This window comes from Streptomyces sp. NPDC101225 (genome assembly GCF_044767585.1).
Taxonomy (GTDB): Bacteria; Actinomycetota; Actinomycetes; order Streptomycetales; family Streptomycetaceae; genus Streptomyces.
Genome location: NZ_JBIWOE010000013.1, coordinates 98,924 through 119,524, shown reverse-complemented (window position 1 = coordinate 119,524; position 20,601 = coordinate 98,924). Strand labels below are relative to the sequence as shown.

Here is a 20,601-nt window from a genome sequence, read left to right as displayed (position 1 = left end):
AGGTCAGCATGGGGACCACGGCAACTCCCGCGTTCAGCGCCGACACGCTGCGACGGGGCGTCGAAGGACACACGGCGGCAGACCTTCTGTCGCTCTACGCGGACGACGCGCAGATACGCATCGTGGACCGCAACACCCAGCCCAGCAAGCCCAGGGTCCTGCGCGGTCGCGAGGAGATCGGGGCATTGTTCGAGGACATCTACAGCCGGGACATGACACACAAGATGGACCACTGCATCATCCAGGGTGACCACGCCGCCTACAGCCAGTCGTGCCGGTACTCGGACGGGACGCGTGTCCTCGCCGAGTCGATGGTCACGCTGCACGACGGAAAGATCACCGAGGAGATCCTGATCCAGGCATGGGACGAGTAGGAGGCAGAACCGCGAGGGTCCAGGTCACATCCCGACTGACCTGGACCTTCTCGGCTCGTGCGGCGCTCGGGCGCACCCGTCCGGCCCGGTCCGGGCGGTCCCCCGCGGCGCGCCGGCTGGCCTCCCTCGCGCTGCTGCGGTCCGTCGTGAGAGCGGGACGCTCCCGTCCGCTCCCCGCCGCCCGAAGGCGGCGCGCCCTGCGTCGCTGACGCCCGCCCGGTGTGCTCAGCGCATCCAGGCGCTGCACTCCATGACGTCGCCGGCCTTGACGCCGTACTCCGGGTCGGCCCTGGTGAAGACGGTCTCCAGTCCGAGGACCGCGCCGGTGGACGGCGCCATGATCAGCAGTCGGCGGGTGCCCGCCTCCGTGTACGCGTACGCGTCCGCGCTGCGCCCGAGCCCGTGCCCGCGAGACGCGGCGCGAGTACGAGGAGGTCCACCGCGCTCCGCGCCGCCGCCTGCCGGCCGGCTGGTTGCTGGTGTGGCCGCGGTCGTGGCCGTCGGGGTCCTGCTGCCGGCGCTCGCCCAGCCCGTACGGGGACGGGTCAGCTCTCTCCCCACCCCGTGGGCCGCATGATCGCCAGCAGTTGCCGGACCAGTTCCTCCACCACGTCGTCCAGCGTCGCGTCCACCCACCCCGCGCTCCAGTCGTGCAGGAGGCCGTTGACGCTGCCGATGAAGGCCGTCGCCGCGATGCGGTAGTCGCGCGGGGCCGCTTCGCCGCGGGCGGCGGCCGCCTCCGCCTCGGCGCAGATGAGGTCCACCCAGCGGGAGCGGCGGGCGAGGCGCTGCGCCTCCAGCCGGGGACTCACACCGATGATCTCGACGAAGGTGATGCGGATCCGGCGCGTGTCGCCGGTGACGCAGGCGGCGTAGGCGCGGAAGATGGCGGCGACGCGCTCGGCGAGCGGGCGGCCCTCGACGTCGGCGAAGGCGGTGACGACGGCCTCCTCGGCCCAGTCGTTGACCTGGAGGTGCAGCGCGGCCAGCACGTCCTCGAGGGTGCGGAACTCCTCGTAGAACTGCCGGGTGGAGAGGCCGGCGGCCTCGCTCAGCGCGGCGACCGTGGTGGCCCGGTAGCCGGGGTCGGCGCCGAACAGTTCGAGCGCGGCGTCCAGGAATCGTCTGCGCCGCTCGGCCTGCCGTTCCGCGGCGGTCTTGCCCCCGTACCGCCCGGTCGGCGCCTTGAGCCTGCCCGTCACTGACCCTCCTTCGTCACCCGCTCCGCCAATTTTGTCGTGTACGCAGTCTTGTGGAGAAGGGCGCCTCTTCCTTACTTTCCGGTAAGTAAGAATCTGAAGGCACGTCACTTCAGATTCGCACCTTCCGCTTGGCATGCACCGATCACGTCAGCCCGCGCACCCTCGCTTCCCCGCCCGCCCCGCCTTCCAGAGGAGAGAGCACTCATGCCTGCCTTCAGACCCAGGCACCTTTGCTCCATGGCCGCCGCCCTCGTCCTGACCGTCGCCGCCCCCGCAACCGCCGCCTCCGCCGCCTCCGCCGCGGACACGGACTCCGCCACCCCCCTGCGGGAGGTGATGTTCGTCGGCAACAACTGGGACGGCACGGCCGACGTCGTCAGGTCCAGCGGCGACTTCGCGAAGGTCGGCCGTCTCGACGTCATCCCGGACAAGGACCGGCGGATGGCCGAGATCAACGCCGATCCGATCAAGTGGATCTACTTCATGGCGATCCGCAACGGCGTCGGCGAGGGCCACGACCAGTTCGTGGACGACATGTACTCCACGCCGGACGGCAGATCGGTGGTGGTCTCGCGGCCCAGCTTCGCCGACGTCGTCTCCATCGACCTCGCCACCGGCGGCATCAACTGGCGCTTCCCCGTGTCGGGTTACCGCTCCGACCACATGGCCGTCTCCCCCGACGGCAGCCGCGTGGCGGTGTCCGCCTCGACCTCGAACACCGTGCACGTGCTGGACATCGGCACGGGCAGGCAGCTGGGCTCGTTCACGACGGGCGACAAGCCGCACGAGAACATCTTCACCAAGGACGGCAAGTACATCTGGAACATGTCCATCGGAGACGTCACCACCTCCCTCGACGACCCGGCCTGGGACTGGACGAAGGGCGACCGCCACATCACGGTGGTGGACGCGACGACGTACAAGCGGGTCAGGACGATCGACATGCGGCAGCGCCTGGACGCGTTCGGCCTGAAGGACTTCTCCGACGCCGTCCGCCCGGCCGTCTTCTCCCCCGACGAGTCGACGTTCTACTTCCAGGTGTCCTTCTTCAACGGCTTCTTCGAGTACGACGTCGCCGGCGACAGGATCACCCGGATGAAGACGCTGCCGAAGAACCCGGCGACCAGCGAGGACCGCACCACCTGGGTCAACGACTCGCGCCACCACGGCCTTTCGATGAATCCGGACGGCACCGAACTGTGTGTCGCGGGCACGATGGACGACTACGCGACGGTCGTCGACCGCGCGACGCTCCAGGAAGGTCCGCTGATCCCCGCCTCCAAGCCGTACTGGGCGACGGTCAGCGGCGACGGCAAGGACTGCGTCATCTCCGAGAGCGGCGCCGACCAGATCACCGCGATCGACTTCGCGACCGGACGGAAGGTCACCTCCGTCGCGGTCGGCGACCATCCGCAGCGGGTGCGGCTCGGGCATGTGCAGGCCGACTGGACGGGGCCGTCCGCCGGCTGACGCCCGCCGAGTGGCGCCGGAGGACACCCCCGTCCGGCGCCGCTCGCGCGGTCCGGGCACGGGCCGTCTCCTGGATGCGGGCCCACCGCGGACCGTCCATGGGCAGAGGTGCGGGGGAGCCCGGACGCCCCCGAGCCGCCGGCTCCTCGGCACGGCGGCTCCGGAGCATGCTCATGAGACCGGCCCCGCCGGTGTCCGCGCGACCGGCCCCACCGGTGAGCGGCGGCGGGCCGTGCCCGTTACGCCTGTCCGTCAGAAGTGCCCTGCCGCCCAGGCCGACAGCTCCGACCTGGCCGCTTCCAGCAGCGCGGCCGACGGGGAGGTGGCGCCGTTCGTCACCAGGGCGTAGTGCACGGCGCCCGAGTCCGCGTCGGTGAGGAGGAGGCGGCGGCTGCCGGTGCCGCCCGGCTCGGGGGCGGCGGCGATCGGGGCCGTCGGGGTGTAGGCGGGCGGGCCGTACGCCGTGCCGAGGTCGGAGACCACGGTGGTGGCCGCGGCCGGGAAGGAGGCGGGCAGGTGGAGTTCGGTGGGGGCCGACCCGGGACCCGAGCGCCAGACGAGCAGCCCGTACCGGCCGGAGCCGACCAGCCGGGACACGTTCGGCAGTGAACCCGGCACCGGGTTCCAGGTCAGGGTCGTGGCACCGTCACGCGAACGGTCCTCGTAGGTGAAGGCGAGCGTCGTCCCGGCGGTGGCGCCCGGGTAGACGCGGTCCAGCAGCCGGGCGTCCTGACGCAGCGTCACCGCACCCGAGTCGTCGAGCCGCACGGCGGAGAGGTCCTCGTCGTTCCAGGCGTCCGCTGCCGTCCGTACCTTGTCCGGGTTGTCGTTCATCAGCTCGTGGTGGCGCCCGCTGTAGATGTCCCACTGCCACTGGGTGCCGGAGAGCACCGGGCCGGACGCGGCCGGGTCGCTCCACCAACTCGCCCCGGGGACACGGGAGTCCAGCGCCTGGTACATGGCCTTGTCGACGGTGGGAGCCTTGCCGGAGACCGCACCGGACAGGGGATGGCCGAACTCGCTGACGACCGCGGCCGTCGCGGTCGCGGAGGCCCGGTCGCGGATCGTGCCGAAGTCGGTGCTGTACTGGCCGTCGGAGGCGTTGCCCCACATCAGGATGCCGGAGATGGCCTTCTGGTCGTAGAAGTGGGTGTTGAAGACGTAGCGGGGGCCGAGGGTCCCGGCGTCGAGGAGGCCGCCCTCCTGCCTCTGGGAGTCGATGTCGGCGTTCCAGAAGAGGTTCGGCTCGACGAACGCGGGCTTGTCCTGCCAGCCGGCCAGGTCCATCCGGGCCCGGAACCTCTCGTAGAAGGGCCACAGCAGGCTCTGCTCCCACGTACGGCTCGTCCGGCCCGGCTCGTAGCTGCCGGCGTAGGGCTCGTTGTACGGATCGAAGCCGACGACGAACGCGAACTCGGCCTCGCTCAGATGCTGCTGGAGGTACGTCATGGTCTTCTGCGCGGTGTCGAGGAAGGAGTCCTGCAGGCCGTAGGTGTTGTGCCAGAAGTCGTACTGGGCCTTGGTCACGGCCTGGTTCTGGGTGATGTTCTGGCCCCAGAAGAAGCAGATCCCGCATGACTCCCGCGGGTAACTTCCCAGCGAAACGGCCCACTTGGGGGCCCCGTCGCCCGTGTACCAGCTGCCCGCGTCGAACAGGTGGCGGGAGTACAGGTCCTGGTGGAAGTCCGGGTACACCCGGATGCCGGTGTCGAGGAAGGCCCGCATCTGCTCGGTGGCCGCGGCCAGATAGGCCGTGTCGACCGTTCCCCGGGTGGGCTCCGCGTGGGCCCAGGAGAGCAGGAAGCGGACCGAGTTGCCGCCGCCGAGTGCGCGCAGCGCGGTCGCCGACTTCTTCGCGTCGGCCGGCGAGGCGAAGGGCAGGCCGCCGTTCTCCTCCAGCTTGGTCTCGCCGGAGACGTTGTAGCCGCGCAGCACGACCTCGCGGCCGTTGCCGTCGACGAACCGGCCGTTCCGCACGGTGAGCGGGGTTTCGTCGAACCAGAGGGAGCCGGAGAGCGTGGCGGCGGTGGCGGGCGGCGCGCCCGCCACCGTCAGTGATCCGAGGAGGACGACCAGAACAGCGAGCAGACGTGCCCGGATATTCGGCATGTTCACCACAGTCCGGCGATGTCCTGACACCGTCAATGCTTCTGACTCCTGAGTAAGTATCAGGATTTCGACCGCGCATCACCTTGGTCCCGGCTCAACTCCCCACCCTGCGGGTGACGTTCAGCAAATACTCCTTACGGTTGAGCGGGTTGTGGTCGGTGCGCGGACGTTCGGGAACCGCTCCCCGCGCGACCGGCGCGTAGTGGTCGAAGGCGCTCTCCAGCTCACCCTCGCCGCGCGTCAGCCCGGGCAGCCGCTGCCCCAGTTCGTGCACCCGGCCCGCCGGGACCGCGCCCTCCAGCACACAGGCCGCACCCCGCGTCACGGTCGTCCGCGGCACCGCCCGCAGCGCGGCGAGCACCGGCAGCAGGGCGCCCAGCGTGTCGGCCGGGGCCTCCAGCCGGAAGCGGTGCATCGGCTCGCACACCTGGGTGCCCGCCCGGCGCAGCGCCTCGATCAGGACCAGCGGGGTGACGCCGCGGAAGTCCGCGCCCGTGCTCGACATGCTCTTGTCGAAGCCCTGATGGGCGTGGCTCTGCCGCGGCGAGTAACCCGAATGGGTCATCGTGACGGTGCAGTCCGTGACCTGCCAGCCGTGCAGCCCCTGGCCGAGGGTCTCCCGCACGGTGTCCTCGACGGCCTGGAAGAAGGCGTAGGGCATGGAGCCCAGCTCGACCTCCAGGCGGAAGCCGACGCCGGAGCCGGCCGGGGCGGGGTCGACGCGCAGGCCGACGGTGGCCAGGAAGGGGTTCGGGTCCTTCTTGTCGAACTCCACCGCCGCTCCCGTACCGGACGGCCGTTCGATGCAGATCGTCGTGGTCTCCCGGAAGGTGACCTCGAGTCCGTACTCCTCGGCGAGGGTGGCCTCGACGACCTCCTTCTGCACCTCGCCGTACAGCGACACGGAGGTCTCCCGGCGGATCTCGTCGTGGCGCAGGTCGATCAGCGGATCCTGTTCGGCGAGCTGGGCCAGCGCGAGGTGCAGCTTCCGGCCGTCCGTCCCCGGGCCCGGGACGACCACCGTCTCCAGCGTCGGCGGGGCGAAGACGCGCTCGTACGCCCCGCGCGGCTCGCCGATCGCGTCGCCGATCCTGATGTCGGTCAGCCCCCACAGACGGGCGATGCGGCCCGCGGGCACCGCGTCGGCCCGGGCGTCCGCACCCTGGTCGAAGACGCTGATCGCGGTGATCCGGCCCTCCTGGCGATCCGGCCCGAACGGGATCCGGTCGCGGGTGCGCAGCGTCCCGGTGAACATGCGCGCGTACGCCACCTTCTCGCCCGCCGGGCCGCGCTCGACCTTGAAGACGGTGCCCGACACCGGCCCACCGGGGTCGCCGGCGGCCGGCGGCAGGAGCTCCTTGATCCCGGTGACGAGGGCGTCCATGCCGGCGCCGGTGAGGGCGGAGCCGAAGTAGACGGGGTGGACCCGGGCCTGGCGGGTGTGGGCGGTCAGGGCCGCGCGCAGGGCCTGCGCGGTGCGCTGCGACATGCCGCCCGCCGCCGTGGGCGCGAGGCCGTCTCCCCCCTGCAGGGCATCCGCGGCATCCCCCTCGACGTACGCGGCCAGCAGTGCGTCGTCATGATCGGCCAGCACGTCCAGCGCCGCCGTACCGAGGGCGGGCCGGAACCAGGCGTCGGCCGTGCCCAGCGCCCCCGTCCGCCCCATCGGTACGGCCGCCGGCGTCAGCCGGCCGGAGATCTGGCGCAGGACGCCGTCGTGGCGGGCGCCGCGGCGGTCGATCTTGTTCACGAACAGCAGGGTGGGGATGCGCAGCCGCTGGAGGGTCCGCATCAGGACACGGGTCTGCGCCTGGACGCCCTCGACGGCCGAGACGACCAGGACGGCGCCGTCGAGCACGCCGAGCACCCGCTCCACCTCGGCGATGAAGTCGGGGTGACCCGGGGTGTCGATGAGGTTGACCGTGACGTCGTCGACCGCGAACGACACGACCGCCGATTTGATGGTGATGCCGCGCCGGCGCTCCAGCGCGAGGGTGTCGGTGCGGGTGCTGCCGGCGTCGACGCTGCCGATCTCGTCGGTGATCCCGACCGTGTGCAGCAGCCGCTCGGTGAGGCTGGTCTTACCTGCGTCGACGTGCGCGAGGATGCCGAGGTTGAGCAAGTGCACGAAGCTTCATGTCCTTGGCAGAGGTGGGTGTTCCTTCCTGGGTGGACATGAGCGGTGTGCGCATTGCTTCTCCTGGATCGCGTGACGGCACGACTCGGGAAAGTCCAGCAGAGCCGGGCCCCCGGCAGCAATGGATTAACGCTCAACGAACTGCGCCACAGCACTCGCCGTCGCCCCTGGTCGGTCATAGAGTGACGAACATCACGCCCCCGTGGTCCTGGGAGGGCCAATGACCCACATCTCGGTGAAGGTGGACGGAACGACGTACGAGGACGACGTGGAACCGCGTCTCCTCCTGGTCCACTACCTGCGCGATCGCCTCGGTCTGACCGGCACCCCGATCGGGTGCGACACCTCCAACTGCGGGGCCTGCACGGTCGAACTCGACGGCGTGAGCGTGAAGAGCTGCTCCGTGCTCGCCGTGCAGGCCGACGGCGGCGAGGTGACCACCGTCCAGGGACTCGCCCGCGACGGTGAGCTGACCGGCCTCCAGCGTGCCTTCCACGAGAAACACGCCCTCCAGTGCGGCTACTGCACCCCGGGGATGCTGATGGCGGCCCGCGACCTGCTGCGCGAGCACCCGCACCCCACCGGGGACGAGATCCGCCACGCCCTCGAGGGCAACCTCTGCCGCTGCACCGGCTACCAGAACATCGTGCGAGCCGTACAGGCCGCCTCCGAAGAGGAGGTCACGGCATGACCGACCAGGCCGTGGAACCCGAGGTCGGCCGCTCCCGGGCCCGCAAGGAGGACGCCCGGCTGATCACCGGCCAGACCAACTGGACCGACAACATCAGCGTCAACGGCCTGCTGCACATGGCGATCCTGCGCAGCCCGATGGCGCATGCCCGCATCGCGCGCGTCGATGTCTCGCCGGCGCTCGAACGCCCGGGCGTCATCGCGGCGTTCAGCGGCGCGGACCTCGCCGAGGGCCTGGGCTCGCTGCCCTGCGCCTGGCCGGTGACCGAGGACATCGTGCTGCCCGACCACCCGCCGATGGCCGTGGACGAGGTGCGCTACGCGGGAGACCCGGTGGCGCTCGTGGTGGCCCGCGACCGCTACGCGGCCGCCGACGCCCTGGAGGCGATCGAGGTCGACTACGAGCCGCTGCCCCCGGTCCTGGACCTGGAGGCCGCGCTCGCCGAGGACTCCCCCCTGGTCCACTCGGACAAGGGCACCAACCGCAGCTACGTCTGGCCGCTGAAGACGGGCGAGGACTTCGACACAGTACGGCAGCGCGCCGACGTCACCCTCAAGCGGCGCTACCACCACCAGCGGCTCATCCCCAACGCGATGGAGCCGCGCGCGGTCGTCGCCACCCCGCTCGCCGCGTCCGGCGAGTACACGCTGTACTCGGCCACCCAGATCCCGCACATCGTGCGCGTCATGATGGCCGTGGTCACCGGCATCCCCGAGCACAAGATCCGGGTGATCGCCCCCGACGTCGGCGGCGGCTTCGGCTCCAAGCTGCAGGTGTACGGCGAGGAGGCGCTGGCGCTGGCCGTGGCGCGGCGGATCGGCCGGCCGGTGAAGTGGACCGAGTCCCGCTCCGAGGGCTTCCTGGCCACCCACCACGGCCGCGGGATGATCCAGGACCTGGAGATCGCCGCGACCCGGGACGGCAAGCTGCTCGGCCTCAAGGTCGACCTGCTGACCGACATGGGCGCGTACCTGATGCTGGTCACCCCGGGCATCCCGATCCTGGGCGCCTTCATGTACCCGGCCATCTACAAGATGGACTCCTACGACTTCACCTGCACCGGCGTCTTCACCACGCGGACGCCCACCGACGCCTACCGCGGCGCCGGGCGCCCGGAGGCGACATACGCCATCGAGCGCATCATGGACGAGCTGGCCGTCGAACTCGGCCTGGACCCGGTGGAGTTGCGGCGCCGGAACTGGATCGGGCACGAGGAGTTCCCGTACACCTCGATCGCGGGTCTGACCTACGACAGCGGCAACTACGAGGCCGCCACGGAGAAGTCCCTCGCGCTGTTCGACTACGACAAGCTGCGGGCCGAGCAGGCCGACCGCAACCGGCGGGGCGACGCCGTCCGGCTGGGGATCGGCGTGTCGACGTACACCGAGATGTGCGGGCTCGCGCCGAGCCGGGTGCTGCGCGACCTGAGGTACGCGGCCGGCGGCTGGGAGGCGGCGAGCATCCGGATGCTGCCCACCGGCAAGGTCGAGGTCGTCACCGGCACCAGCCCGCACGGCCAGGGCCATGTGACCTGCTGGAGCCAGATCGCCGCCGACGTGCTGGGCGTGCCGTTCGAGGACGTCGAAGTGCTGCACGGCGACACCCAGGCGTCCCCGCAGGGCATGGACACCTACGGGTCGCGGTCGCTGGTCGTGGGCGGGTCCGCCGTCCACCACGCCGCGCAGAAGGTGGTCGACAAGGCGCGGAAGGTGGCCGCCCACCTGCTGGAGGCGAACGAGCAGGACCTGGACTTCACGGACGGCGTGTTCTCCGTGAAGGGCTCCCCGGAGGCCCGCAAGACGATCCAGGAGATCGCCTTCGAGACCTTCACCTCGCACGACCTGCCGGACGGCATCGAGCCCAGCATCAACGCCGAGCACCTGCTCGATCCGGAGAACTTCTCCTACCCGCACGGGACCCACCTGTGCGCCGTGGAGGTCGACACCGAGACGGGGCAGACGCACATCCGCTCCTACGTCTGCGTCGACGACGTCGGCAAGGTCGTCAACCCGATGATCGTGGAGGGACAGGTGCACGGCGGTCTCGCGCAGGGCATCGCGCAGGCACTGTACGAGGAGGCCGTCTACGACGACGAGGGCAACCTGGTCTCCGGCTCGATGGCGGACTACTTCGTGCCGTCGGCGGCGGACCTGCCCGAGTTCACCACCGACCGGACCGAGACGCCGGCCACCTCGAACCCCCTGGGCGTCAAGGGGGTCGGCGAGGCCGGGACCATCGCGTCGACGCCCGCCGTGGTCAACGCGATCGTGGACGCGCTGCGTCCGCTGGGGGTCCACGACATCAAGATGCCCTGCACCCCGGAGCGGGTCTGGCGAGCGGTGAGGGAGGCCCAGGCATGATTCCCCCGGCATTCGACTACACCCGGCCGGCCACGGTCGACGAGGCGGTGCGCACACTCGCCGACGCCGGCGAGGAGGCGAAGGTACTGGCCGGCGGGCAGAGCCTGGTGCCGCTGATGCGGCTGCGGCTGGCCTTCCCCGAGCTGGTCGTGGACGTCGGCCGCATCGCCGAGCTGCGCGGGGTGCGCGAGGACGGCGGCACGCTCGTCATCGGCGCGATGACCACGCACCACGACGTCATCCACGATCCGCTGGTCCGCCGGCACGCGGCGCTGCTGGCGTCGGCCACGGCCACCGTCGCGGACCCCGCGGTACGCCACCGGGGCACCCTCGGCGGCTCGCTCGCGCACGCCGACCCGGCCGCCGACCTGCCCGCCGTGGTGCTGGCGCTCGACGGCGAGATGGTGGTGCAGGGGCCGAACGGGCGGCGCACGATCCCGGCCCGTGACTTCTTCGTCGACTACCTGCAGTCCGCGCTGGCCCCCGACGAACTCCTGGTGGAGGTGCGGGTGCCGAAGACGGACGGCTGGGGCTTCCACTACGAGAAGTTCCACCGGGTGGCCCAGGCCTACGCGATCGTCGGCGTCGCCGCCCTGGTGCGGCGCGACGACGGGCACATCGCCGAGGCGCGGGTCGGTCTCACCAACATGGGCGCGACACCACTGCGCGCCTCGGCCGCCGAGCAGGCCCTGACCGGGGCCGGCGACGCCGAGGCCGTCCGGCGGGCCACCGAGGCGGCGGCCGAGGGCGCCCACCCCGCGCAGGACATGTCGGCCTCGCCCGAGTACCGCGAGCACCTGGCGCGGGTCCTCACCAGGCGGGCGGTGCTGACCGCCGCCGGAATGGGGTGAGGACCGATCACGTACAAGCACGACCCGAGCGCGGACATCGACGGCCCGGAGCAGGTACGGGCCCGCCTGGAGGAGACGGGGTACCTCGTCGACGACGGGCTGGCCACGGCCTGCTTCCTGGCCGTGCGGCTGCACCGGCCGATCTTCTGCGAGGGCGACGCGGGCGTGGGCAAGACCGCGCTGGCGTCCGCCCTCGCCGAGGCGCTCGGCGCGCCCCTGATCCGGTTGCAGTGCCACGAGGGCATCGACGCCTCGCAGGCCCTGTACGACTGGGACTTCCCCCGTCAGCTGCTGCATCTGCGGGCCGCGGAGGCGGCCGGTGTCACGGACGCCGACCGCCTGGAGGGCGAGCTGTACGACCGGCGCTTCCTGGTCGCCCGGCCGCTGCTCAAGGCGCTGGAGACGCAGCCGTCGGTGCTGCTGGTCGACGAGATCGACCGCGCCGACGACGAGTTCGAGGCGTTCCTGCTGGAGCTGCTGTCGGAGTTCTCGGTCACCATCCCGGAGCTGGGCACCCTGCGCGCCGAGGTGCCCCCGGTGGTGGTGCTGACCTCCAACCGCACCCGCGAGGTGCACGACGCGCTGAAGCGGCGCTGCCTGTACCACTGGTTCGACCACCCGGGCTTCGCCCGCGAACTGGCCATCGTACGGCGGCGGTTGCCCGGGGTGGCGGCACGGCTGGCGGAGCAGGTGACCACGCTGGTGCAGGCGTTGCGCTCCCAGGACCTGCTGAAACCGCCGGGGGTCGCCGAGACCATCGACTGGACGCAGGCGCTGGACGCGCTGGGCGCGAGCGAGGTGGACGCGGAGCTGGCGGTGGCGACGCTGGGTTCGGTGCTGAAGTACCGCGAGGACGCGGAGCGGGCCAAAGGGCTGGATCTGGCGGCGGTGCTCGCGGCGCGGGGGGCGTGAGCGGGGTGGCGGACGGCACGGGGTGGGTGGACGCCGGGGCAAGGGGGCGGGGCGAGCGGCACGGTCCGGACGGCGGACACGCCGACGCCGTCCTGCTCGGTTTCGCGCGCGCCCTGCGGGCCGCCGGTGTCGAGGCGAGCGCCGAACGGGTGCACGCCTTCCTGCGGGCGGTGGACGAACTGCGGCCCGGGATGCGCGCCGACGTGTACTGGGCGGGGCGGCTCACGCTGTGCGGCGGGCGGGACGACCTGGAACGCTACGAGCGGGTGTTCGCCGCGTACTTCGGGGGCGGGCTGCCCACCGGGCGGGCGGCGGCCGCGACTCCCCCGCCACGGCTGCGGCTGGTCCTGCGGGAGAGCCCCGAGCCCGGCCCGGCCGCCCGGGAGGAGGACCCGCAGGCACCGCCCGCGGCCGCGCTCGCCAGCGCCTCCGAGGTGCTGCGCCACCGTGATGTCGCCGAGCTGACCTCTGCCGAGCGGGAGCAACTGCGCCGTCTGCTGGCCGCGTTCGCGCTGCGCGGCGAGGCACGGCGCACCGCGCGCCGGCGGCCGGCCCGGCGCGGGGACGTCGATCCGCACCGGACGGTGCGCGAGCTGCTGCGGCGCGGCGGGGAGCCCGCGCGGCTGCGCCGGCACACCCGGGCCGACCGGCCCCGTCGGGTCGTGCTGCTCGTGGACGTCAGCGGCTCGATGGCGCCGTACGCGGACGCCCTGCTGCGCTTCGCGCACGCGGCCGCCCGCGGCAGCCGTACGGAGGTCTTCACCATCGGCACCCGGCTGACCCGTGTGACCCGCGAACTCTCGCACCGCGACCCGGACCTGGCGATGGCCGCCCTCGCGGCGGCGGTGCCCGACTGGCGCGGGGGTACCCGGCTCGGGGAGCTGCTGCGCGAGTTCCTCAACCGCTGGGGGCAGCGGGGCATGGCACGCGGCGCGGTCGTGGTGCTGCTGTCGGACGGCTGGGAGCGCGGCGACCCGGAGCTGCTCGGAACGCAGATGCGCCGCCTGCGGCGGCTGGCGCACCGGGTGATCTGGGCCAACCCCCTCAAGGCACGCCCCGGCTACGCGCCGTTGGCCGCCGGGATGGCGGCGGCGCTGCCGAGCGTGGACGCCTTCGTCGCCGGCCACAGCCTGGCGGCGCTGGAAGAGCTGGCAGCAGTGGTACGCGGGGCCGAGCGGGTCCGCGTGGAAGGAGCCGATCGTGCGTGACATCCTCCCGGCCCTCAGCCGGTGGTACACGGCGGGAGCCCCCTTCGGCCTCGCCACCGTCGTCACCGTCAGCCGCAGCGCACCGCGCGATCCCGGCGCGGCCATGGCGGTGGGGCCCGGCGACGAGGTCGTCGGGAGCGTGTCGGGCGGCTGCGTCGAGGGCGCGGTGTTCGAGCTCGCCAAGGAGGTCGTGGACAGCGGCGAGGCGCGGCTGGAGACCTTCGGGTACAGCGACGAGGACGCCTTCGCGGTCGGCCTCACCTGCGGGGGCGAGATCACGCTGCTGATCCGGCCCGTCACCGGGACGACCGACCCGGGCTTCACGGAGGTCGCGGAGTCCGTCGCGGCGGGCCGGCCGGTGACCGTGGCGACGGTGACCGACGGGCCCGCGCCGATCGGGGCCACCCTCTCCGTCTGGCCGGACAAGGTCGCGGGCACCCTGGGGACGCAGGGTCTGGACGTGGCGGTCACCGCCGACGCGCGGGGGGAACTCGCCCTCGGCGCGACGGGGCTGCGTCACTACGGCCCGCACGGCGAGCGCCGTGAGGACGCGGTCACCGTCTTCCTGCACTCCTTCGCCCCGCCGCCGCGCATGCTCGTCTTCGGCGCGATCGACTACGCGGCGGCGGTCGCCCGCATCGGCACCTTCCTCGGCTACCGGGTCACGGTCTGCGACGCCCGGCCGGTGTTCGCCACGCCCAAGCGCTTCCCGGGCGCGGTCGAGGTGGTCGTCGACTGGCCGCACCGCTATCTCCGCGACACCCCCACCGACGAGCGCACGGTGGTCTGCGTCCTGACCCACGACCCCAAGTTCGACGTCCCGCTGCTGGAGGAGGCGCTGCGCCGGCCGGCCGCGTACATCGGGGCGATGGGCAGCCGGCGTACGCACGACGACCGCATGAAACGCCTGGTCGAGGCCGGTCTCACCGAGGCCGAACTGGCCCGGTTGCGCTCACCGGTCGGTCTGGACCTGGGCGCCCGTACGCCCGAGGAGGTCGCCGTGTCCGTCGCCGCGGAGATCGTCTCGCTGCGCTGGGGCGGCACCGGAGCCCCGCTGACGGCCACCGGTGGCGCCATCCACCCTTCGACGCAACGCCCGTAGGAGGCAAGTCATGGAACTGCACCACGAGTTCACCGTGCCGGTCCCGGTCGACGACGCCTGGGGGACGCTCCTCGACATCGAGCGCGTGGCGCCGTGCATGCCCGGGGCGACCGTCGAGGAGTACGACGGCAAGACCGTCACCGGCTCGGTGAAGGTCAAGGTGGGCCCGGTGACCGTCACCTACAAGGGCACCGCCGTCTTCGACGAGCAGGACGAGGCGGCGCACCGCATGGTGCTGACGGCCAGCGGCCGGGAGACCCGCGGCCAGGGCACCGCTCGCGCCACGGTGACCGCCACGATGGCCGAGCGCGACGGCGGCACGACCGTGTCGGTGCAGACCGATCTGAAGGTGACCGGGCGGCCGGCGCAGTTCGGGCGCGGTGTGATGGCGGAGGTCGGCGACCGGATCATCGGCCAGTTCGCGGACTGTCTGTCGGAGCGGATCGGCGCCCCCGCGGCAACGGAGGAGCCCGCGGCGGGCGGGCAAACGGCAGCGGGTGAGGCGTCCGCGGAGGGCGGGAAGGCGGCGGTGCAGGCGCCGCCCGCGGAGGCGGAGCCCATCGATCTGCTCCGCACGGCCGGGCTGCCGGTGGCCAAGCGGGCGGCGGTCGCAGCGGGGGTGGTTCTCGTGGTGGCCGTGGTGGTCCTGGGCCTGCGGCGCAGACGACGGCACTGACGCGGGCGGGCCGGCGGGCCAGGAGCCGGTCCCGGTGATCGGCTGACCGGCTCCGGGTGGTGCGGTGCGGCCGTGCGGTGCGGCGGTGCGGTGCGGCGGTGCGGCGGTGATCCCCGTCGGCCGCTCCCGGGACGCGGGGATCGTGCGGCACCGGCGGCGAGCCGGTGAGCGCACGGCGGCGGCCCCGAGCCCAGGTCGCGTCGTCCGCGCCGGCCCGCCCGCGGGAGACGTCCCGGGCCCGCGCGGGCGGCACCCTCCAGGCCGGGACCAGGTCCGCCGCGGGGCCGGTCACGGCCGGGGTGCCGGGGCCGACGACCGCGCCGGGCCCGACGTTCCTGGCCGGGAGACCGCCCGGCAGCGGCAGGTGCGGTGCCGGGCACGGCGGCCCGCGGTGCTCGCGCTCCGCGCGGTTGTCCATGCCGGACTGCGGCACGGGGAGGACCGGACGGTGGGCCCGTTGCGGGAGCCGGCCGGCGGGCAGACGGCGTACCGGCGACTCGTCGGACGGCACGCGGCCCAGTTCACCGGGACGACGGGTCCGGATCGGCCGAATTCCGAGGTGTGAGCCGCAGGAAGCGGGGTAGTCGGCGCTCAACGGAGGTGACAGTGCCTCCGCGCACACAGCGCCTTCTGCGGGAAGGAGGTCCGTGACAGCGCACACTCGCAGCGCCCGGGCCGCTTCCATTCGCCTGAAGCGGCCCGGATCCTGTTGAGGCCGCGTCCGGAACACCTCTCGCCGCCGCCCGGGAAGAGCGCCCCGGAGCGGGCGGTCACCCGCGGGGCAGCCGGTGCAGTGCCACGTCCGTGAGCAGGCCGCCGGTCACGGTTGCGGTCATGTACGTGCAGTGGGGCTGCCGGCGGCGGTCCGTCGGGGAACCGGGGTTGAGCAGCCGCAGGCCGCCCGGGGCGGTGGTGTCCCACGGGATGTGGCTGTGCCCGAAGACCAGGACGTCGAGATCGGGGAACCGGGCGGCGCAGCGGGTCTCGCGGCCCCGCGCCGCGCCCGTCTCGTGCACGCATCCGAAGCGCAGCCCGCCGAGCTCGGCGTAGGCCACCTCGGGCAGCCGGGCCCGGAGCTCCGGGCCGTCGTTGTTGCCGTACACACCGACGACTCGGCGGCAGCGGGCCTCCAGCAGGTCGAGGGTGCCGGTGTCGACCCAGTCCCCGGCGTGGAACACGACGTCCGCGCGCGGGAGTTCGGCCAGGAGCTCGGCGGGCAGCTCCTTGGCGCGCCGGGGCAGGTGGGTGTCGGTCGTCAGCAGCAGGCGCACGACGGCAGCCTAGTAGTGGTGACCGGGAAGGTCTGCCGGGAGGCTCGCGCGGCCGGTCAGGGTTTGCGGCCGGCTCCGCACCACATGGGCAGACCCGGCGCGGGCGCGTCCTCGGGTCCGGGGCGCCAGTCGGGGAGTTCCACGACACCCGGGTCGAGCAGTTCCGTACCGTCGAGGAAGCGGCCGACCTCGGCGCGGGTGCGCGGGGTCGCGCCGGCGTGGTCGGCGGCCCGTTCGTTGTAGACGCGCATCGACGCGGCGACCGCCTCCGCGCCGATGTCCGCCGCCGGGTGGGACAGGACGAGGTGGCTGCCGGGAGCCAGCGCGTCGAGCAGGCGCCGGACGAGGGCGTGGGGGCCGTCCGCGTCCGGCACGTACTGCAGGACCGCGACCAGCATCAGCCCCACCGGCCTTGACAGGTCCAGGGTCTCCTGCGCGGACGCGAGGATGCCGTCGACGTCGCGCACGTCGGCCTGGAGGTAGTCCGTCGCCCCTTCCGGGGTGCCGATCAGCAGCGCCCGCGCGTGGGCGAGGACGACCGGGTCGTTGTCGACGTAGACCACCCGGGCGCCGGGATCGAGCCGCTGGGCCACCTCGTGGGTGTTGTCCGCCGCCGGGATTCCGGTGCCGATGTCGAGGAACTGGCGTATCCCGGCCCTGGCGGTCAGCTCGCGCACGGCGCGTCCCAGGAAGGCCCGGTTGGCCCGGACGGCGGGCACGATCTGCGGATTGGCCGTCGCGGCCAGCTCGGCCGCCTCCTGGTCGGCGACGTAGTTGTCCCGTCCGCCCAGCCAGGCGTTGTAGACGCGCGCCGGGTGCGCCACGGAGGAGTCGATCGGCGCGATGCCGCCCGTCGGGTGCTCGTTCACCAAGGCCCGCTCCCCTCGTCGCCGTGCCTCTGTCGCCGACCACGGTAGTCCAACGGGCGGGAGGACAGGCCAAGTTGACGGCACGCCCAGAGATGCACAGGTGAAACTGTTCAGGTTGAGCTGGACAGTTTCACCTTACAGTTTTACGGTGGGGCCATGAACGGAACGGCCGACGGCCCCGCCGAGGGCATCTCCGACTCCGCCGCCCGCGCGGCGCGCGACCTGCGGGTCGTCTTCAGCCGGCTGCGCCGCCGCATCCGGGAGGTCGCCAGGAGCGAGGAGCTGACACCGCCCCAGGTCTCCGCGCTCACCCTGATCGCCAAGCACGGCGCCGCGACCGCGAGCGCGCTGGCCGTCGCCGAGGGCGTACGGCCGCAGTCGATGGCCACCACGCTCGCCGCGCTCGACCGGCACGGGCTGATCCGGCGCAGCCCCGACCCGGACGACGGCCGCCGTCAGCTGGTCACCCTGACCGACACGGGCCGGCAGCGCGCCGAGGGCGACCGGCAGGCGCGCGAGGAGTGGCTGGCGCGCACGCTCCAGGACCGCTTCACCGAGGACGAGCGGCAGCGGCTGCTGGAAGGGCTGACGCTGCTGGAGCGGCTCACCCGGCCCTGACGCGCACCGCCCCGGGCGTGGCCCGACCGTTCACCGAGCACACCCGCCCCCCTCGAAAGGCCTCACCCATGACCGTCACCGCACTGGACCCGCGCACGGCCCTCGTCGTGATCGACCTCCAGGCCGGCATCGTGGCCGCGCCCGCCCAGCCGTACCCCACCACCGAGGTCGTCACCCGGACGGCCGAACTCGCCGACGCCTTCCGCGCCCGTGACCTGCCCGTCGTCCTGGTGCGGGTCTCCTTCTCCGGGGACGGCGCGGACGCCGTCCCCGGCCGCAGCGAGACGTCCCGCCCGGGCGGCGCGCGCCCCGCCGGCTGGGACGCCATAGTCGGCGAACTGGCCGGTCGCCCCGGCGACATCACCGTCACCAAGCACAACTGGGGCGCCTTCCACGGCACCGACCTCGACGTCCAGCTGCGGCGCCGCGGTGTCACACAGATCGTCCTGACCGGCGTCGCCACCAGCATCGGCGTGGAGTCCACCGCCCGCGCGGCCCACGAGCACGGCTACCACGTCACGCTCGCCACCGACGCCATGACCGATCTGGACCCCGAGGCCCACCGCAACAGCGTCGAGCGGATCTTCCCGCGCCTGGGCGAGCGGGGCACCACGGCCGAGATCCTGGAACTGCTCGCCAAGACGCACTCCTGACCGACCCGCCAGGACACGGCAGAAGGTCCCGGAGTGGGACGAAGCCCCCGGCGGAGATAGCATCTGGCCACCCGCGTCAACACACCGCGAGCGACCCGAGGGGGCCCGGAGCACGATGCCGGTCAAGGTCAGCGTCATCGTCCCCGTCCACGACCCGGGACCCTACATCGAGGACTGCATCGCCTCACTGCTCAGGCAGTCCCTGCCGTCCGACGCGTACGAAGTGATCTTCGTCGACGACGGCTCCACCGACGGGACCTCCGCCCGGCTCGACGCGCTCGCCGCGGACGAGCCCCGGGTCAAGGTGATCCACCAGGAGAACTCCGGCTGGTCCGGCAAGCCCCGCAACGTCGGAATCGCCGCGGCTCAGGGCGAGTTCGTCATGTTCGTCGACCACGACGACCGCCTCGGCGACGAGGCCCTGGAACGGATGTACGGCTACGGTGTGGCGAACGGCGCCGACGTCGTCGTCGGCAAGATGGCCGGCCAGGGCCGTCAGGTGCCGGTGGAGCTCTTCCGCCGCAACCGGCCGCGGGCGAGCGTCGAGGACGCCCCCCTCATCGACAGCCTCACCCCGCACAAGATGTTCCGCCGGGCCTTCCTCGACGAGATCGGCCTGCGCTTCCCCGAGGGCAGGAGGCGGCTCGAGGACCATGTCTTCGTCGTGGAGGCGTACCTGCGCGCGGCCAACGTCTGCGTCATCGGCGACTACGTCTGCTACTACCACGTGCGCCGCGGCGACTCCGGCAACGCGGGCTTCCAGCGCTTCGACCCCGTCGGGTACTTCAAGAACCTGCGGGAGGCGCTCGACGTCGTCGAGCGGTACACCGAACCGGGCCCGGTCCGCGACGGCCTCCACCGGCGCTGGCTGCGCGTCGAGATGGTCGAGCGGATGCGCGCCGGGCGCCTGCTCGCCATGCCCGACGACTACCGGCGCAAGCAGTTCGAGGAGATCCACCACGTCGTCACCGAGCGCTTCGGCCCCGCCGTCGCCGCCGGACTGCCCGCCACACAGCAGGTCGTGGCCTCGCTGATCAGCGCCTACCGCTACGACGACCTGCTGGCGTTCGCCGAGTGGGAGGCCGGGCTCGGGCTGAGCGCCCGGCCGGGCACGTTCGAGTGGCGCGACGGCAGGCTGCTGTTCGACTGCACCACCGAACTCACCTCCGGCGGAACGCCGTTGACGTTCCCCGGCAGCGGGGTCCCCACCCCGCTGGACGGCCCGCCCAAGAGCACCGAGGAGGCGATCGCCCGGGTGGGCACCGATGCCGTCGCCGAGTTCGGGCGGGCGACGCTGGACCTGCTGATGCGCGAACGCTCCAGCGGCGCCCAGTACTTCCAGCCGGTCGAGGTCACCCGCGAGATCGTGCCGGTCGAGGACAGCGGGCGCGTCCGCCTGGTGCTGCGCGCGACGGTCGGCTTCGACCCCGCCCGCGCGGTGGACGGGACACCGGCGCACATCGGGCTGTGGGACTTCTACGCCCGTGCCAGGGTGGGCGGTTGGAGCAAGCAGACCCGCATCGGACCGGGCCCGCGCAAGGCCGGTGCCGCCACCTGCGGCGCCGTCGTGGGCGGGCACGTGGTCCTGCCGTACTGGACCGACCGGCACGGCCATCTCTCGCTGGACGTCGACCGCGCGAGCAAGCGGCTGGGCCTCGGAGGGCTCTCCCCCGACGCCGTGGAGCTGTCGGGGAACCGGCTGCGCGCGCCGCTGCCGCTGCACGTGCCGGCCGGCACGGCGGTGCTGCTGCGGCTCACCTCGCCCGCCCGGTCCGTCGAGACGCCCGGCACGCTCTCCCCCGCCGGGGACGGGGCCGTGCTGGAGGCCGGCCTGCCCGTCGCCGACCTCGGCGGCGCGACCTGGCGGACCGCGCTGTGCGCGGCCCCCGACGCCGCCGAGCGGCGCTTCCTGCCGCTGCCGTTCGTGCTGCGCGCGGACTCCCACGCGGTCGGGGTGGCGCGGGCTCCTCAGCCCTCGGCCCTGCGACGGCTCGCCCGCAGGGTGCGCCGGAGACTCGCCGTGGCACTGGGCCGGCGCGCCGCGCCGAAGCCCCGGGCCGCAAAGGCGTGACAGAGCGCGATCACTCGGCTCCGGCAC

At 72.9% G+C, this 20,601-nt stretch carries 17 protein-coding genes; 12 read left to right on the top strand and 5 right to left on the bottom strand.

The genetic code is table 11. The annotated features are described in order from the left end of the window. Positions 1–8: 8 nt before the first annotated feature. On the top strand, positions 9–374 hold the full coding sequence (locus tag ACIRPX_RS20325) for a nuclear transport factor 2 family protein (RefSeq protein WP_404196202.1): 366 nt from the start codon (positions 9–11) through the stop codon (positions 372–374). 545 nt (positions 375–919) lie between these two features. Here ACIRPX_RS20325 and ACIRPX_RS20320 read toward each other — a convergent pair. Then, on the bottom strand, positions 920–1,576 hold the full coding sequence (locus ACIRPX_RS20320) for a TetR/AcrR family transcriptional regulator (protein WP_404196199.1): 657 nt from the start codon (positions 1,574–1,576) through the stop codon (positions 920–922). A 204-nt stretch (positions 1,577–1,780) separates the two neighbouring features. Between ACIRPX_RS20320 and ACIRPX_RS20315 the strand changes: the two genes are divergently transcribed. After that, positions 1,781–3,046: a YncE family protein gene (locus ACIRPX_RS20315; RefSeq protein ID WP_404196197.1), complete on the top strand. Its 1,266-nt coding sequence runs from the start codon at positions 1,781–1,783 to the stop codon at positions 3,044–3,046. Between the two features lie 252 nt (positions 3,047–3,298). Here the strand turns inward: ACIRPX_RS20315 and ACIRPX_RS20310 are convergent, their stop codons facing one another. Further along, positions 3,299–5,155 (bottom strand): endoglycosylceramidase, encoded by a 1,857-nt coding sequence (locus tag ACIRPX_RS20310; protein ID WP_404196194.1) that lies wholly within the window; start codon positions 5,153–5,155, stop codon positions 3,299–3,301. A gap of 94 nt (positions 5,156–5,249) precedes the next feature. Further along, the gene (locus tag ACIRPX_RS20305) at positions 5,250–7,283 is read right to left on the bottom strand and encodes a GTP-binding protein (protein ID WP_404196192.1); all 2,034 of its coding nucleotides are present in this window, start codon (positions 7,281–7,283) and stop codon (positions 5,250–5,252) included. 229 nt (positions 7,284–7,512) lie between these two features. On the opposite strand from ACIRPX_RS20305, the gene ACIRPX_RS20300 reads away from it, so the two are divergent. The 7 genes from ACIRPX_RS20300 to ACIRPX_RS20270 all read left to right on the top strand — a co-directional run bounded on the left by ACIRPX_RS20300 (position 7,513) and on the right by ACIRPX_RS20270 (position 15,092). Continuing rightward, on the top strand, positions 7,513–7,983 hold the full coding sequence (locus ACIRPX_RS20300; RefSeq protein ID WP_404196190.1) for a (2Fe-2S)-binding protein: 471 nt from the start codon (positions 7,513–7,515) through the stop codon (positions 7,981–7,983). After that, entirely contained in the window at positions 7,980–10,343 is a 2,364-nt protein-coding gene (locus ACIRPX_RS20295) for a xanthine dehydrogenase family protein molybdopterin-binding subunit (RefSeq protein ID WP_404196188.1), read from the top strand. The genes ACIRPX_RS20300 and ACIRPX_RS20295 overlap by 4 nt, the downstream gene beginning before the upstream one ends. After that, positions 10,340–11,194: an FAD binding domain-containing protein gene (locus ACIRPX_RS20290; RefSeq protein WP_404196186.1), complete on the top strand. Its 855-nt coding sequence runs from the start codon at positions 10,340–10,342 to the stop codon at positions 11,192–11,194. The genes ACIRPX_RS20295 and ACIRPX_RS20290 overlap by 4 nt, the downstream gene beginning before the upstream one ends. Positions 11,195–11,230: 36 nt before the next feature. Next, entirely contained in the window at positions 11,231–12,106 is an 876-nt protein-coding gene (locus ACIRPX_RS20285) for an AAA family ATPase (RefSeq protein ID WP_404196391.1), read from the top strand. Positions 12,107–12,198: 92 nt separating this feature from the next. Continuing rightward, the gene (locus tag ACIRPX_RS20280) at positions 12,199–13,314 is read left to right on the top strand and encodes a VWA domain-containing protein (protein ID WP_404196388.1); all 1,116 of its coding nucleotides are present in this window, start codon (positions 12,199–12,201) and stop codon (positions 13,312–13,314) included. Further along, complete coding sequence (locus tag ACIRPX_RS20275; protein ID WP_404196183.1) at positions 13,307–14,416, top strand: XdhC family protein; 1,110 nt, start codon at positions 13,307–13,309, stop codon at positions 14,414–14,416. Before ACIRPX_RS20280 ends, ACIRPX_RS20275 begins: the two co-directional genes overlap by 8 nt. 10 nt (positions 14,417–14,426) lie before the next feature. Then, the gene (locus tag ACIRPX_RS20270; RefSeq protein ID WP_404196181.1) at positions 14,427–15,092 is read left to right on the top strand and encodes an SRPBCC family protein; all 666 of its coding nucleotides are present in this window, start codon (positions 14,427–14,429) and stop codon (positions 15,090–15,092) included. Positions 15,093–15,862: 770 nt separating this feature from the next. Here ACIRPX_RS20270 and ACIRPX_RS20265 read toward each other — a convergent pair. Then, on the bottom strand, positions 15,863–16,363 hold the full coding sequence (locus ACIRPX_RS20265; RefSeq protein WP_404196178.1) for a metallophosphoesterase family protein: 501 nt from the start codon (positions 16,361–16,363) through the stop codon (positions 15,863–15,865). 56 nt (positions 16,364–16,419) lie between these two features. Beyond that, complete coding sequence (locus tag ACIRPX_RS20260) at positions 16,420–17,232, bottom strand: SAM-dependent methyltransferase (RefSeq protein WP_404196175.1); 813 nt, start codon at positions 17,230–17,232, stop codon at positions 16,420–16,422. Between the two features lie 156 nt (positions 17,233–17,388). Here ACIRPX_RS20260 and ACIRPX_RS20255 point away from each other — a divergent pair, with 156 nt between their 5' ends. The 3 genes from ACIRPX_RS20255 (at position 17,389) to ACIRPX_RS20245 (ending at position 20,574) form a co-directional block, all read left to right on the top strand. Then, positions 17,389–17,850, top strand: coding sequence for a MarR family winged helix-turn-helix transcriptional regulator (locus ACIRPX_RS20255; RefSeq protein ID WP_404196173.1), 462 nt, complete (start codon positions 17,389–17,391; stop codon positions 17,848–17,850). 68 nt (positions 17,851–17,918) lie between these two features. Further along, positions 17,919–18,503, top strand: a complete 585-nt coding sequence (locus tag ACIRPX_RS20250) for a hydrolase (RefSeq protein ID WP_404196171.1) — start codon at positions 17,919–17,921, stop codon at positions 18,501–18,503. Between the two features lie 115 nt (positions 18,504–18,618). Next, positions 18,619–20,574: a glycosyltransferase family 2 protein gene (locus tag ACIRPX_RS20245; protein WP_404196169.1), complete on the top strand. Its 1,956-nt coding sequence runs from the start codon at positions 18,619–18,621 to the stop codon at positions 20,572–20,574. The last annotated feature ends 27 nt before the right edge of the window (positions 20,575–20,601 follow it).